This window comes from Aureivirga sp. CE67 (genome assembly GCF_015767245.1).
Classification (GTDB): Bacteria; Bacteroidota; Bacteroidia; order Flavobacteriales; family Flavobacteriaceae; genus Aureivirga.
On record NZ_JADOTV010000007.1, the window covers coordinates 18,082 to 33,133 of the forward strand.

The 15,052-nt window shown below is 28.0% G+C and carries 18 protein-coding genes; 10 read left to right on the plus strand and 8 right to left on the minus strand.

Going from position 1 to position 15,052, the window contains the following annotated elements; all coding sequences use genetic code 11:
* Window positions 1-3: 3 nt before the first annotated feature.
* From I0K12_RS10165 to I0K12_RS10190, 6 genes are all read left to right on the plus strand, one after another.
* A complete protein-coding gene (locus I0K12_RS10165) occupies window positions 4-546 on the plus strand; it encodes a hypothetical protein (protein ID WP_196887671.1) in 543 nt (180 codons plus the stop codon).
* A gap of 8 nt (window positions 547-554) precedes the next feature.
* Window positions 555-1,103 carry a hypothetical protein gene (locus I0K12_RS10170; protein ID WP_196887673.1) on the plus strand — a complete coding sequence of 183 codons (549 nt, stop codon included), beginning with the start codon at window positions 555-557 and terminating at the stop codon, window positions 1,101-1,103.
* A gap of 9 nt (window positions 1,104-1,112) precedes the next feature.
* Window positions 1,113-1,658 (plus strand): hypothetical protein, encoded by a 546-nt coding sequence (locus I0K12_RS10175; RefSeq protein ID WP_196887674.1) that lies wholly within the window; start codon window positions 1,113-1,115, stop codon window positions 1,656-1,658.
* A gap of 358 nt (window positions 1,659-2,016) precedes the next feature.
* On the plus strand, window positions 2,017-3,453 hold the full coding sequence (locus tag I0K12_RS10180; protein ID WP_196887675.1) for a hypothetical protein: 1,437 nt from the start codon (window positions 2,017-2,019) through the stop codon (window positions 3,451-3,453).
* 253 nt (window positions 3,454-3,706) lie between these two features.
* Window positions 3,707-4,159, plus strand: coding sequence for a hypothetical protein (locus tag I0K12_RS10185; RefSeq protein WP_196887676.1), 453 nt, complete (start codon window positions 3,707-3,709; stop codon window positions 4,157-4,159).
* 220 nt (window positions 4,160-4,379) lie between these two features.
* Entirely contained in the window at window positions 4,380-5,132 is a 753-nt protein-coding gene (locus I0K12_RS10190) for an EI24 domain-containing protein (protein WP_196887677.1), read from the plus strand.
* Window positions 5,133-5,446: 314 nt separating this feature from the next.
* On the opposite strand, the gene I0K12_RS10195 is transcribed toward I0K12_RS10190, so the two are convergent.
* The 6 genes from I0K12_RS10195 to I0K12_RS10220 all read right to left on the minus strand — a co-directional run bounded on the left by I0K12_RS10195 (window position 5,447) and on the right by I0K12_RS10220 (window position 9,674).
* Complete coding sequence (locus I0K12_RS10195) at window positions 5,447-6,163, minus strand: head GIN domain-containing protein (protein ID WP_196887678.1); 717 nt, start codon at window positions 6,161-6,163, stop codon at window positions 5,447-5,449.
* A 9-nt stretch (window positions 6,164-6,172) separates the two neighbouring features.
* Window positions 6,173-7,234, minus strand: a complete 1,062-nt coding sequence (locus tag I0K12_RS10200; protein WP_196887679.1) for a hypothetical protein — start codon at window positions 7,232-7,234, stop codon at window positions 6,173-6,175.
* Complete coding sequence (locus I0K12_RS10205; RefSeq protein ID WP_196887680.1) at window positions 7,218-7,748, minus strand: hypothetical protein; 531 nt, start codon at window positions 7,746-7,748, stop codon at window positions 7,218-7,220. The genes I0K12_RS10200 and I0K12_RS10205 overlap by 17 nt, the downstream gene beginning before the upstream one ends.
* A gap of 21 nt (window positions 7,749-7,769) precedes the next feature.
* Entirely contained in the window at window positions 7,770-8,333 is a 564-nt protein-coding gene (locus I0K12_RS10210; RefSeq protein WP_196887682.1) for an RNA polymerase sigma factor, read from the minus strand.
* Between the two features lie 237 nt (window positions 8,334-8,570).
* Window positions 8,571-9,017 carry a carboxymuconolactone decarboxylase family protein gene (locus tag I0K12_RS10215; RefSeq protein ID WP_196887683.1) on the minus strand — a complete coding sequence of 149 codons (447 nt, stop codon included), beginning with the start codon at window positions 9,015-9,017 and terminating at the stop codon, window positions 8,571-8,573.
* A gap of 69 nt (window positions 9,018-9,086) precedes the next feature.
* The gene (locus tag I0K12_RS10220) at window positions 9,087-9,674 is read right to left on the minus strand and encodes a Crp/Fnr family transcriptional regulator (protein WP_196887685.1); all 588 of its coding nucleotides are present in this window, start codon (window positions 9,672-9,674) and stop codon (window positions 9,087-9,089) included.
* Window positions 9,675-9,892: 218 nt separating this feature from the next.
* On the opposite strand from I0K12_RS10220, the gene I0K12_RS10225 reads away from it, so the two are divergent.
* Genes I0K12_RS10225 through I0K12_RS10240 form a run of 4 tightly spaced genes read left to right on the plus strand, consistent with a single transcriptional unit; the run spans window position 9,893 to window position 13,846 of the window.
* Window positions 9,893-11,527, plus strand: a complete 1,635-nt coding sequence (locus I0K12_RS10225; protein ID WP_196887686.1) for a DUF4836 family protein — start codon at window positions 9,893-9,895, stop codon at window positions 11,525-11,527.
* A gap of 8 nt (window positions 11,528-11,535) precedes the next feature.
* Window positions 11,536-12,168, plus strand: a complete 633-nt coding sequence (locus tag I0K12_RS10230) for an ATP-binding cassette domain-containing protein (RefSeq protein WP_231372738.1) — start codon at window positions 11,536-11,538, stop codon at window positions 12,166-12,168.
* A 2-nt stretch (window positions 12,169-12,170) separates the two neighbouring features.
* Window positions 12,171-13,364: an ABC transporter permease gene (locus tag I0K12_RS10235; RefSeq protein ID WP_196887688.1), complete on the plus strand. Its 1,194-nt coding sequence runs from the start codon at window positions 12,171-12,173 to the stop codon at window positions 13,362-13,364.
* A gap of 29 nt (window positions 13,365-13,393) precedes the next feature.
* On the plus strand, window positions 13,394-13,846 hold the full coding sequence (locus I0K12_RS10240) for a DUF1643 domain-containing protein (protein ID WP_196887689.1): 453 nt from the start codon (window positions 13,394-13,396) through the stop codon (window positions 13,844-13,846).
* A gap of 60 nt (window positions 13,847-13,906) precedes the next feature.
* Here I0K12_RS10240 and I0K12_RS22105 read toward each other — a convergent pair whose 3' ends face one another.
* Entirely contained in the window at window positions 13,907-14,038 is a 132-nt protein-coding gene (locus I0K12_RS22105; protein ID WP_255552892.1) for a hypothetical protein, read from the minus strand.
* A gap of 72 nt (window positions 14,039-14,110) precedes the next feature.
* Window positions 14,111-14,965 (minus strand): viperin family antiviral radical SAM protein, encoded by an 855-nt coding sequence (locus tag I0K12_RS10245; protein ID WP_255552893.1) that lies wholly within the window; start codon window positions 14,963-14,965, stop codon window positions 14,111-14,113.
* Window positions 14,966-15,052: the final 87 nt, after the last annotated feature.

The following is a 15,052-nucleotide window of genomic DNA, read 5'->3' on the forward strand; positions in this document are numbered from 1 at the left end:
TTAATGAACGAAATAAAACAATTTTTAAATTCTTTTTTTGATGCTGAAGTTGAAGCATGGCACGCTTCGACTAAAAGAGATACTGACGATACAAGACAGAAAATTGATAAAATGCACTCTTTTTGTATTGAGAAATTACATAACAAATTTGGTTTAGTAAGAACATTAGTTTATGAAAGTGATGATTTTTATGAACGAAATAAAGATGCTCCAAAATCTAATCCTCGTCATCTCTTCAAATTAAGTTATTATAGTCATGAAAAATATGGTGACTTGTATTTGGCATATGTATCTATAAATTCCCCTCGAATGTCTAGTATTAAATATTTCAATTGTTTTTTTATTGCAAATATTAATAACAAATTACAAATAGTGAAGAGTTATTTTAAAAGTCAAAATGAATATGATTATACATATGATTGGGTAGAGGGGGAAGGTTTACAAAATATAACCTTCGAAACTGCTGGAAAATTCATCTCCTGCGAACGATATCTGGAACCAAGTAGTTGCGAATTTTCTATGAAAGATTATTTAACAGAAAAATAATTGATGAAATGAAGAAAATATATAATTTTTTAAAATTATTTTTAGACATTGAAACCGATGCTCGAATTTCAAGAAGATTTCGTGATTTAGATCTTTATAATGCAAGATTAGAAGAAATGAATACTTTTTTAATACAAGATTTAAAAAATTCTTTCGGGATTGTACCTTTAAATGAATTAGATAATGAGGGCTATTATAAGTCAACATTGCTGAGTCCATTACCTAAAAACACCCGCCACCTCTTCAAAATCAGTCATTATAAAAATGAAAAATACGGTGATTTGTATTTGGCTTATGTGTCTATAGATAATCCGAATTCTAGCTATAGTCAAAACTATTTCATGTGTTTATGTATTACGTTTATTGATGACAAATTAAAAATAATTAAAAGATTTATTTTCTCTGAAGATGAACAAACAGAAGAAAAATATTGGAGAGAAAGTGAAGGAGTTAATGATTTGTTTTTTGGAAACTTAGGAACATTCATTTCTTGTGAACGCTATTTAGAGCCAACAGAATGCGAATTTTCAATGAACGATTATTTAACAGAAAAATAAATTGCGATAATGAATGAAATAAAACAATTTTTAAACTCTTTTTTTGAAGCTGAAGTTGAAGCGTGGCACGCTTCGACTAAAAGAGATACTGACAATACAAAACAGAAAATAGATAAAATGCACTCTTTCTGTATTGAGAAATTACACAACAAATTTGGTTTAGTAAGAGTATTAGTTCATAAAAGTGATGATTTTTATGAACGAAATAAAGATGCTTCAAAGTTCTCTCCTCGTCACCTCTTCAAATTAAGTCATTATAGTCATGAAAAGTATGGTGACTTGTATTTGGCTTATGTGTCAAGCAAAGATGGAGATGAGTTTAATTTAGAATATTTCAATTGCTTTTTCATCACTAAAGTAGAAGATAATCTCAAAATCGCAAAAAAGGCATGGGTTACTGAAGATGATGGAGATTATGGAAATAAGTATTGGAAAATGTCAGATGGTTATGGTGACCTTTCTTTTGAAAATACAGACAAATTCATCTCCTGTGAACGATATTTAGAACCAGAGGATTGCGACTTCTCCATGAAAGACTATCTAGCTGATAAATAAGAAAAATTGCTTTTATTTTGATATCGAGAACTTTTGTGAAAATGTAATTAACTGCGTTAGGGATTGCAGTGGCATCCTTTTGTGGAGGTACGGAACAAAAGATATAACGGAAAGCCCGACCCGTAGGGAAACGCCCAAATTGTTATAGGAATACTTGTTTTGGTATTTTGTTTTTTTAGGTTTATTTATTTTATATTTAATGATTTATAAGGTTTTTGATTTAGATAGACGAATAATTTATGACTTATTGATAGAAGTATAAAATATTTTAAAAAAATGAGCAATAGAAAAAAATCATGGAAAAAATTGAGTATACAATAATTAATAGGAAAAGAAGAAAATTGAAATTGAAAAAAATATGATTGACATTAATATATTAGAAGACGAGATAGATCTTTTTGAAGAAAAAATCGAAAGTAATAAACTATTTCTTGATAATTATTCAAATTATTTAATTACCACAGATTTTATAAATCCAGATAGGAAGAAAAAAGAAAACGAATATAGAAATAAATTTCAAAAGAAATTTGAATTTAAATTGTCAGAGGATTTTTGTTCACTTTATGATTCTAAATTCTCAAAATTAATTACCGAATGGAAATACCATCATTCTAGTTCAAAGCAAAATATTCTCATCTATGGCGGATCTTGTATCATGCCTATTGGATACTATATCAATAAAACTAAAGAAATTATTGAATATATAAATGAAGAAATTCAAGAAGGATATGTAAGTGAGTATGATAAATGTATTGGATATTGGTTAAAAACAGGAGATTATCATTTATTTGCTATTGATGAAACTGGAACAACTGTTTTTGTAAAGTTTACAGCTGAAACGCATGAATTATATTTGTATCTGGAAGATGGTACACTGCATAAACTGCAAGTAAAAATAGAGGAGTATTTGGATTTATTAGTCAAAACCAAAGGCTTGTTTAGGTGGCAACTTTATCTTACTGAGGACTATCCACTTCAATTAAAAAACACGCTTTACGATGGTTTTTTTGAAAATATGGAAGAGCTGTTTCCTGAGGTTGACTTAAGTGCTTTTTCGCATAGAGAACATACCAATCCTGAGCACTCCATCAATAGTATTCTAAGAACATATCGATTCGGACAACGATGGTTCGATGTTCTCAATCCGGATAAAGTTCCAGAAGGAATTACGGTATTAGATCAAGCAACTGATAATTATATTTGGACAAAAGTAGCCAGAGTACCACAAGAATTTTATAATCTAGAACTAAGGTTAGGATATACTCTTCCTGATGCTTTCAAAGCTTATATGTTTGAGTTATCTGGCGGTCTGTGGGGAACTTTATTTAAATGGCTGATCAATGGAGATGATAATCAATTTGCTAGTGCTAGTGTTAAGACTTTACGACTAGATAATATCTTTGGTGTCTATGTTGATGGTAATTGGAAACCTTCAGATACTGCGCTTAAATATTTTGATTCGAATCAAGAACAACTTCCACAGTTAAAGGGTAAGTATTTATTTTATCAAGACAACTATACAGAGATCATAATTGAGCCTATTGCTGATGGAGTCTTAAGATCTTATCTGCGTCATAGTTTTGATGATGAATATATGAACCTTATTCACATCACAGACGACATGGACTTCTTATTAGAAATGATGCTTCAGACTCGTGGAATGCATATGTGGAATTATTTACTAGCTGTTCAAAACCCTGAGATATATGAAGGTTTTAAAAAACGCATGCAAAAATACTTTCCAGAAGTGGATTTGAGTCCGTATGAGAAGATTCAGAATGGTGTTGAGGTATAGTTAGGTTTTGCAATAAATTGCGTTAGGGATTGCAGTGGCATCCTTTTGTGGAGGTACGGAACAAAAGATATAACGGAAAGCTCGACCCGTAGGGAAACGCCCAAATAAAATAAAATTTAATACGATTTTGATTCAAGTCAAAAAATGCTATTTCTAGATTTTAGATTTTTGCTTCATAATTAAAAGAATCTGTTTGAAATATAAATGGGTTTTAAGTGAAACAGTTTAAGTTTAAAATTAAAATTTAGAAATTATGAAAAATATGTTTGTTTTTTTAATGATTGTTTTGGCGAGTTTTAGCGTGAATGCACAAGTTTCGGACAAGCAAATTGAAGACGTGATTACTTATGCAAATGATGAGTATAAGGATGTTTTGTTGTATAATATGACTTTTTCGAAAAAAGAAAAGGAAGCTTTTTGGCCTTTATTGAATGAATATTTGAAGAAAAGAGAACCTTTGGTTAAAGAACAATTGAAGATGTCTGTAAAAGATATTTCTGAATTGAATGATCGTCAGATTAAGAAAATGAGTTTGGAAGTAATGGAAGTTACTTTGAACCTAGAAAATTTGAAAAAGGATTATTTGAAAAAGATTATGAAAGAGCTTTCTGCAAAGAATTTTATGCGTTTTTACCAAATCGATCATTTTATTGAGATAGCTAGAGATTATAAACTTTCTAGCATGATGCCTTTGGTAAGAGGATAGAAATTGGGTAATAATTTAATTGTGCTTTTATTAGCTATTTGGTTTATAAGATTAGGATTAAAAATAGCTGTTGGTTGAATTTTTGTATTGCATTTTTATAAGATGAATTATTGCCCTTTAATTAGAACATCTACAATTTTTTTGTAGGTGTTTTTTTATGGAAAAAAGGTGCGTTTTAGAGAAAAAATATATAGTATTGTACAAATCAAAAAATTATACAATGATAAAGTCAATTGGAGCTTATTTTAAAGCAATTTCTTTAATATTTAAGTTAAATCTTGGAAAAGCATTACTGATTCCTGTATTGATAAGTTTAGCTGTAGGTAGTTTAATTTTATTTTCTTCTTATGGTCTTTCGGATAATCTTGGGTATTATATTGGTAAAATTTGGGTTTGGGATTTTGGTAAAAGTTTTTTTCAAGGAGTTAGCAATTTCCTTGGAGGGTTAATTGTTTTGGCCTTAGGAATGATTGTTTACAAACACATCGTAATGGCTGCTGCTGCACCATTTATGAGTCCGGTAGCAGAGAAAGTAATGAATCATTTGAATCCTGATTTAAAAACAAATGAAATTAAGATTTCTTTTGGAGAAAGTTTGATGCGAGGAATTCGAGTAAACGTTCGAAATCTTTTAATCGAACTTGGACTTACAATCCCATTATTACTTTTTAGTTTAATTCCTGTAGTAGGAATTGTTTTTGTTGTATTGATCTTTTTAATTCAAGCTTATTATGCTGGTTTTGGAAATATGGATTATACTCTAGAAAGATTTTTTAAATACAAACAAAGTATTGTTTTTGTAAGAGATAATAAATGGAGAGCTATTGGAAATGGGAGTGTTTTTATGCTAATTACAATGATTCCTTTCGTAGGTTTTCTTTTCTGTATTCCGTTAGGTGCTGTAGCAGCAACAGTTGCTTTGGCTGATAGAGTAGAAGAAGGGCAGAAGCAAATGAATTTAATTGCGCAGTAGTGTAAGGTTTATTTTTTTAAAATTTAATCATTCATTTTTTTCTTGATAAAAAAACGAACCAAAAAAATCAAGACTTGTATTTTTAAAATCAAAAATCTACGAAGTTAGAAAAAGACTCAAAAAACTCGCTATCGCTCAAACAGTTTCTCGTCTACTTTTTTCAAACTTCTATATTTTTACAATTTTAAAAATAGGTCAGTTAAATTTCCGAAAATATCTTTATTAAATTTTTGGATAGATTTATAAAAAACAAAAAACCAATTCGTAAATGAATTGGTTTTTGTATTTCCATATTTTGATAAAAGTCAGTTGAATTATAATTTTTCAACATCTCCAGAACCACTAGTTTTTACGTTCAATGTTTTAGGATTTCCTTTGTAGTAAATATCTCCAGAACCAGAAACTTTTCCTTTTAGAGTTTCGTTAGCTACAACAGTTGCATTTCCTGATCCAGAAATTTTGATAGAAGTTTCATTACTATCTAATTTTTTTCCGCTAAAGTCTGCCGAACCAGAAATTTTGATACTCAATTTATTTGTCTTTCCTTCTAATTCCATGTCTCCAGAACCTGACATTGTAACAAAGATTTCCTCACTCTTGATATTTTTCATTTCGATATCACCAGAACCAGAAACACCTAATTCGAATTGTTTGTTTTTAAGAGAAACATCTGAAACTAAATTTCCTGATCCAGAAAGTTTCACATAATTTAAAAACTTCACAGGAACTTTGATTTTTAAAGGCTTATTTGCTCTAATGTTATATCCTTTTTTAAATCCAATTCTTAGAATATTATCATCCACATTTGTAATGATGTATTCCATTAAATTTTCTTCAGCGGTAATTTCTAATGTACCATAATTATCGTCTGTAAGTTCCACGTCAAAAGAACCAGAACTTTTGATTCCTTGAAAATCGCTCACTTCTCTTGTAGCAGTGATTACATTTTTATTCCCTTTTACTTTTTTCCACTGTGCATTTGCTGTCGTGATAGCAACAAAAAATACTAATATGCTTAAAATGTGTTTCATGATTAATTTTTATTTTGTTTGTAAACGTATTGAATTATAACTCGATGTTACTTTTATTTTTGGTAAATTCTTTTTGTTTTTTTGTTCGTTATATACTCCTTTTAGTTTGTGCGAAGTGTTTTCTTGGAAGTTTTCTCTGATTAACATTTTGTTCAATTCTGAGATACTTCCATATTCTGTAAATAAATCAAAGTTAAAAGAAATGTCTTCAGGAAATTGCAGTTTTACACCAGCATAAGCTGTTCTTAAATTAATATCTGAAAAATCTGTAGAAATGTCTTTTACTTTAATGCTTCCGTAGCTCAAAACAACATTTAAAACGTTTTGCATTTCTCCAATTTCAAGATTTGTATATTCGCTATTTCCTTTTGCATTTTTTACTTGATCAATAGAAAGGTTTCCATAATCAATATTAAAATCTAGATTTTCAATATTTTCCATTTTAATATTTGAATAATCAGAAAGTAACTTTACATAATTTGCTTTCACTATTGAAACATTTGAATAATCTGTGTTTAAATCAATTTCATTTGCAAAATCAATGGTAGAACCATCTGAATATTCTAAGACAATTTTATTGATAGAATTATTCAAACTATGTGCAACCAAACTTCCGTATGCACATTGGATTTTTGTTGAATTATATAGATCATCAATAATAATATTTCCATATTCATTTTTCAAATTTGTGATTACAGATTTTGGTGCATTGATAAAATAATCGATTTGCATTGATAGATTTCCAGAACCATAATTTCCAAAGTTTCCGATATTCGTTTCTGCAACTACTTTATTGTTTCTGTTTTCAAAATCAAATGTGATTTTTCTAGCTAATTTTTCAACTTTTTCTTTAGATTTTCCTTTAACTTTTTTGACGATTTTGATATAGATTTTATTCTGATCCCAAGTATTTAGATTGATATTTCCGTAAGAATTAGAAACTTCTAAAGTACTGTTCTTTTCAACATCAAAAGTTTTTTCGATGATGTCTAATTGTTCTTGTTTTTGCGCAAATAAGAAAAGAGGCAAGCATAAGAAACAAATTAGTGTTATTTTAAGAGAAGTTTTCATTATTAATTGTTTTATGAGAGTTTATTTTTTCTAATGTTAGAATCAGATTTTGTAGAATCTCAATTCTTTTTTGATAATTGGATATCATGGCAAAAATTACTTTTTGATTTCCACTTTTTTCCAATTCAATAGTCAGTTTCGTATATTCTGTTTCCAGTTTTTCGATTTGCTTTAAAAAATCATCAATAACTTTTTTGTTTTCAGGATTTTCGAGCTGACGAATTTTATCCAGTTCTTCGTTCAGAACATTGGTATAATACAATTGTGTTTTTTCCATTTTTGGAGATACAGAGGCTAAATCTTTCCCCTGTAATTTTCCAACAGTAGTAACAGGACTGATGATTTTTCCAATTCCAATTCCCACCAAAAGTAGAAGAGAAGCAGCAATTGCTAAATAATACTTTTGATATGATTTTTTCTTAGGAACTGATAAATCTGCTTGCTCCTTTAGTTTTTTTTCAAACCTTTCTAAGTGAAATTCTGAAGGTTCATGTATGTCAAACTTGTTATTCATATTGTATAAAAAGTTTAAGGATTATTTTCTTTTAAATCTATTGTTCAACGAAATCTCTGAATTATCAATCAACATTTTTCTAAGTTTTGCTTTTGCTCTAGAAACAATTGCTCTACTATTGTCGTACGAAATATTCATAATACTAGAGATTTCTTCATAATCGTATCCTTCAATCAGATGAAGCGTTACGCCAATTCGGTAATTTTCTTTCAATTTTTGAATGCAATCTAAAATAATTTTTACATTCACATCATCCGAAAGAAAAACAGAATTGTCAATATCTTCTTCTGCGGATTCGTAAGCAATTTCTAAGGAATGTGTTTCAGTTTGTTTATATTTATTCAGCGCTGTGATACTTTTGTTAATTACAATTCGTTTTAACCAAGCACCAAAAGTAACTTCTCCTTTATAAGAATCAATTTTTGTAAAAGCAGCCAAAAAAGCTTCTTGCATCACATCTTCTGCCTCGTACTGATTATTCAAAATACGATAAGAAGTATTATACATTGCATGGAAATATTTTTTGTAAATATCCATCTGAGCTCCCTTATTTCCTTTTTTACATTTAAGTATTAATTCATCCATTTCTTAGAAATTCTATAATAAAGACTTGGGGACAACTTTGCTGTGACAGTTTTTTTTAAATTTTTTGGAAAGATAGTGTAAAAAATGGATTTATTTTTAAACAAAAAATCAAGAAATCTCTAGGGAAACTTCTTGATTTTTTTAAAACATCGAATCTATTGAATATTTTTAATTATTCAAGAATTAGATGCTATTTAGATAAGGTTTTAAATGAAAATGGAATTGAAAAAATAAATTCTAATTAGAAACTTCATATTCTCCAGCTTTAAATTCAAAAGTTCTCATTAAACGATTCCAAGTATTGATTTGTGTAACAACCAAAGAAAGCATTGCAATTTCTTCTTTAGAATAGAAGTTTTCAAGTTTTTCAAAAAGAGAATTCGGAATTTTTTCAACACGAGTAACTTTCTCAGCAAAAGCTAAAGTTGTTTTTTCTTGATCTGTAAAAACATCCATTTCTTCCCAAACCACTAAAGTAGCTAGTCGAAGTTCTGATTCTCCAGCTGCTTTTAGCTCTTTGTGATGCATATCAACACAATAAGCACAAGCATTTATTTGAGAAACTCGAAGTCGGATTAATTCTAATAAAGAAAAAGGTAAAGTAAATGAATTTGAAAAATCTTCAATGTTTCTTAAGTGTTCGAACATTCCTTTAGGAATGTCATTAAATGTAATCTGTCCCATAATTTGAATTTTTAATAATTATCTGATTTCAAAATTAGGGACAGCTTTTTGCAATCTTCTTAAGATATCTTAAGAAAGTGATTTCTTCCGAAGGTTGCTCAAATATTCTGGTGTCATTTGTAGATAGGAAGCAATAATATATTGTGGAATTCTCTGTGAAATATCTGGAAAAGATTTGATCAAAAAATTATATTTTTCTATCCCATCCATTTCCATATAAAAACGATTTCTTCGATTTACAGCAATCAAAGTATTTTCTGCGATGATTCTAAAAACTTTTTCTAGCTTCGGAAGTTTATCAAAAAGAATTTCCAGCTTTTCTTTTGAAATTCGTAGAAGTTTTGTTTTCTCTAGACATTGAATAAAATCTTCAGAAGGAATTTGAAGTACAAAACTTTCATAGTGTGTAAACCACCAATTTTCAATTCCAAACTGAAAAGTATGTGCAGTTCCTTCTTTGTCTTCATAGAAAAAACGAACCAAACCTTCCAAAATAAAATATTGATACTTGCATTTTTCTCCTTTTTCTAAAACAAATTCTTTCTTTTTATAAGTAACAAATTCAAGTTCTTTCAATAGAAGATTTACTTCTTCTTTTTCGAAAAAATGATATCTGTTTAAATATTCGTGTACTTTTTTTTCTTCTTGTTCTGTCATTTTTTATTTAAAACTTCTGATTTCTTCTTCTGCTAATTTAACCAAGCTTGTAGGAAAAAATGTTTTTTCAAAGTTTATTTTTTTGTGGGTAAAAGTAAAATATTATATCTAAAATAAATATAAAATATATTGTATGCGAAATGTAAAAGAAAGATATTTGTATCTTAAATATTAAAATATTGCTTTTTAATAAAAATTGTAAAATTTAAAATTAAATTATGAAACAGTTAAAGAAAATGAGACTACTAGGAATGATTCTAGTAGGAATTGGTATGTTGTTATTTACTTCATGTACAAGTTCTCCAGAAAATTTAAAAGTGATTCCAAAAGAAACAGATTTTGTTACTGTTTTTGATGTGTTTTCTCTGACTAAAAAAGGAAAGTTGTATGAGCTTCAAGACTTGGAGTTTTTCAAAATGATGCAAAAAGAATTTAAAAATGATAAGTCGGAAGCATCGCAAGAATTAAAAGCTTTGATGGGAAATCCTTTAAATTTAGGAATCGACTTTCGTAAAGATGTTGTCGGGTTTCTTTTAAATGAAGGAGAAAGAAATGCTATTTTTTGTACAGCTATAGAACTTACAAGTAAAGAAGATTTTGAAAATCTTTTAAGATCTGTTTACAAAGCTATGGGAGCAAATTTTGAAGTAACTAGTGAAGCAAAATATTCTTACATTGCTTTTCAAAGAGAATTTGCATTTGCTTGGGATGATAATAAAGCAGTGTTTTTATCTGCAATGAATTATGGAGCAAGAAAATCTTTAGAAGGTCAAATCAAAAGAATTTTTGAACTTTCTGGTGGAGATCAGATTACAGCTAACAAAAAGTTTACAGAATTTTATAAAAATAAAAAAGATGTGAGTTTATGGCTTTCTTCAAATATCGTAGAGCACATGGATAATATAGATAGAATGGAGAAAGAAGTTGGTTTTGATATCAATGATAATTATTTGAGTGCTTATTTAGATTTTGAAGATGGAGAAATTATTCTTTCAACAAAAATGGATTTAAACAAAGAGCTTCAAGAGAAAATGAATGCTGATAAAGTATTAGGAGATAAATTAAATAAAAGTCTTGTGAATTATTTTCCTAAAGAAGAATATGTGATAGCAAGTACTTCAATCAATCCGATGGCTTATTATAAAATGTTTTCTGAAAGAGAAGATTTAATGAAAATGGATTCGGAGTTTCAAAAAGAAATGGGATTCACTTTTAAAGATATTTTTGAAGAATTAGGAGGAAGTGCAGTTTTCACACTTTCTGGTTTTGAAAATTATACATATTCTTATAAATCTTATTATAACGATGAGATGATAGAAAGAACAGTTTTATCTCCGCAGATGGGAATTGCTTTTGATTTGAACGGAACAAAAGTTACAGAGAAAATTATAGAAAAACTTTCTCAAGAATCAGAATTTGAAAAAGAAAATGGATATTATAAAATGAATCTTCGAGGAGATGCTCCACTTTATTTTGCTTACAATGAGGAGTTAATGTACATTACTTCAAGTAAAGATGGAATCGAAAAATTTGCAAATGGAGGTTATGCTGCAAATAGTTTAAAATCTTCAGAATATGCAAGTGAAATGGAAAACAATCCAGTGTATATGTATGCTAATTTAAACTTTTCGACATATCCAGAAACATTACAAAATGACTTTACAAAATACCAAAGAAAGGATGAGAAATTTGTATACGATACTTGGAATTCTTTAATGAATAGCGTAGAAATGGAGCAAAACAATACTACTTCTTCTAAGATTATTTTAAAATTAAACGATAGCGAAAACAATAGTTTGAATACGATTATTAAAACTATAGATAAAAATTACAAAAAGATGTTATCATTTTAATTTGTAAGATGCAAATCGAATTAAAAAATGTAAAACCAAAATATATGTCAGAAGCTGAGGTAAAGGCTTCTGACATTTATCTTCAGTTACGTGTCGTTTTTGAAAAAGGAAAAAAATATTTGATCAAAGCAAATTCTGGACACGGAAAAACTTCTATTCTTAATTTTATTTATGGAAATAATCTGAACTTTGAAGGAGAAATAAAATACGATACTTCTTTTGAGGGGAAAAAGGTGTTTGATTATAGAAAAAGAAATATCAGCTATGTTTTTCAAGATTTTAAATTATTCCCAGAACTGACTTTGTTTGAAAATATTCAGTTGAAAAATAAATTGACGAATTTTAAAACAGAAAAAGAAATAGAAGAACTGATAAAAAGAGTACAACTACTAGAGAAAAAAGATCAGTTAGTTAAGAATTTTTCTTTAGGACAAAGACAAAGAATTGCAATCATCAGAGCTTTGTGTCAGTCTTTTGATTTTTTACTTTTAGACGAACCTTTCAGTCATTTAGATTCAGAAAATATTGAAATTCTTACTAAAATAATTGACGAAGAACTAGAAAATAGAAATGCTAGTTTGATTATGACTTCTTTAGGGGAAGTTTCTTTTTTTAAATACAATTGTGTTTTAAATCTTTAAATATGCTATTAAAACTTCAGAAAAAAACACTGATAAAATCTCAAATAATAGGATATGCATTTACCTTATTTGTTGGGATTTCGATTTTACTTTTAATTTCACAATTATATTTTGATTTAAAACCATTATTGAACCAAGAATCAGATGTTTTTAAAAATCAATCGGCTATTATTAGTAAGAGAATTTCTCTTCTTAAAACGTTGAATAAAGATAAAATCTATTTTACAGAAGAAGAAATTTTAGATTTAAAAAATCAAGATTTTATAGAAGATGTTTCTAAGTTTAAGAATGCGGATTTTAAAGTTCAAGCATTTACAAGTGATTCTGGAGGCTTTCCGATGTTTCGAACAGATTTGTTTTTCGAGAGTATTCCAGATAAATATTTGGATGTAGATTCGGAAGAATGGAAATGGGAAGAATCAGAAGATTTTATTCCGATTATTATACCAGAAAATTATTTAAATCTCTACAATTTTGGTTTTGCAGAAAGTCAAGGTTTACCTGTTTTGTCTAAAAATACAATCTCAAATGTAGAGTTCAATCTTCAGATTTCAAATCGTTTTAAATCTAAAAATTATAAAAGTAAAATTGTAGGTTTTTCTAATAAAATTAACTCTATTTTGGTTCCAGATGCATTTCTAACTTGGGCAAACAAAGAGTTTGGAAATTCTTCGAAAAAAGAACGAACAAGTAGAGTTTTTATAGAATTTAATAAACCTTCTGATGAAGGTGTTTTAAAGTTTTTTAATGAAAATAATTATACAATAGGTAAAGATAAATTAGAGTTTAGTAAACTATTATTTTTCTTCAAAACAGCTTTGTTTTTTGTCTTTGCTGTAGCAATTATCATTATTATTTTATCGATTGCTTTTATATTTTTAAGCTTAAACTTGATTATTCAGAAAAATAAAGAAATGATTTTGAATTTGTTTAGTATTGGATATGATTACAAACAAATTGCAAAATTCTACCAACTAACAATTAGTTTAACAACTACAATCTCACTATTTCTAGCAGCCGTTACGACATTTTTTATCCGAGGATTGTATCTAGATAAAATTTCAAGCTTATTAGATTTTGATAAACAAGGAAACATTCTTTTTAGTTTTATGTTCATCATACTTGTTATTTTATTATTGATTTATAATTGGATGATTTTAAAGAAAATTAGGAGGGTTTGTGAGAAAGGGAGATAAAATAATTAACCCTAAAGAATATATAAAAAATGGAAAAAGGAGCAGTAATTTCAGATTGTGAAAAATTTAGATATCAACTTTGGAGAAAATGGGATGAAACAAAACCTTTGGTTATGTTTTTAATGTTGAATCCGAGTACTGCAGATGCAAATGCTGATGATCCTACAATAAGAAGATGTATTAATTATGCAAAAGATTGGGGATTTGGAGGTTTGTATGTCGGAAATCTTTATGCTTTTAGAACAGCATATCCTAAAGAATTAAAAGAAGCAGGTTTTCAACGAGGTGAATTTAATACTGAAAATTTACTCGAAATGAAAAATAAATGTCAAAAAGTAGTTTGTGCTTGGGGAAATGGAGAAGGAGTTCCTGAATATATTACAGAAATATTTGAAGAACTTCATTATATCGATTTAGCTAAAGATGGTACACCAAAACATCCACTTTATTTGAAAAAAGATTTAGAAATGAGTCTTTTGTAGGAGGAATTTTAAATAAAAAAGGAATTCTAGTAAAATTAGAATTCCTTTTTTAACAAATAGTTATTTTTTTTGATTTGGGTTCATTTGTTTACCTCTGTTTCCTTGTCCTTTGTCGTATTGCTTATTTGTTCCAGAAGTACCTTTGTTTGCATTTTGCTGATTTGAGTTGTTGTTATTTTGTTTATTACTCATAATATTATATTTAAAATTTTTTTCCTACTATCTTTTTTAAAGTCTATATTTCGGATTATTCAGACCTTTATTTTAATTCCAATTATAAAAACCATTTCGATTTTTAAATTTTTCTTTATTGATTTTAATTTGTAAAAGAGCTTTCTCTAGTCCAATTTCTGTGATAGGAGAACTGTATTTGTAGGAATCTTCATTATTATCATAAAGTTTACCATCAGGACTAATCATAAGATAACTACCCTTTATCAAGTCGGTCGTTTCAATGGCATTTTCAAATAGATTTATCGCTCGTTTATTATTTTTAATAAAAAAATTAAATTCTTCATGTTTTATTTTAAATTCGTTTTGAAAAGGAGAATTTTGACCATTAACTTTCAAAGCTTGAAGTATCTTCCATCTATTTGGTTGTGTTTCTATAATAAAATCTTCAAGTGATTCTTTATAATTGTAATTTGAAACTACAGTGTTTATTTTAATTTTCACATCCTTAGATTTTAAATTTTGAAATAAGTCTTTATAGAATCGTTCTGTTAAAACTGTTTTTCCACGTATAGCTCTCCCTGAATTTAAATTTGTATTATCATTAATAGAGTCAATACTGATAGCAATCCAATCGGTAAATTTTGCTATTTTTTCGAGTGATTTGGGAGTATTTAAATTTGTTCCATTTGAAACAATAGTTGTTACTAAACCAAGATTTTTAGCATATTCTAAAAGCTCAGGTAATTCTTTGATCAATGTTGGTTCACCACCAGCAAATGTTATTTTTTCAAAGTTGTTTTTTGCTATTTCTGATATTATTTTTTTTGAAAAATTAATATCATGCTTGACTTTTCCAATATCATGAAATGTTGCAAAACAAAACTTACATTTCATGTTGCAAGCTTTTGTTATATGGTAGTTTATACTAGGAATGATCGGTTTCATTTTTCTTTCTTTTTGTCAAAGGAAAGGATAAAATGAAACCGATTTTTGGATTTGTAGTGAAAAGGTGATTTTATGTAATCAATAGAA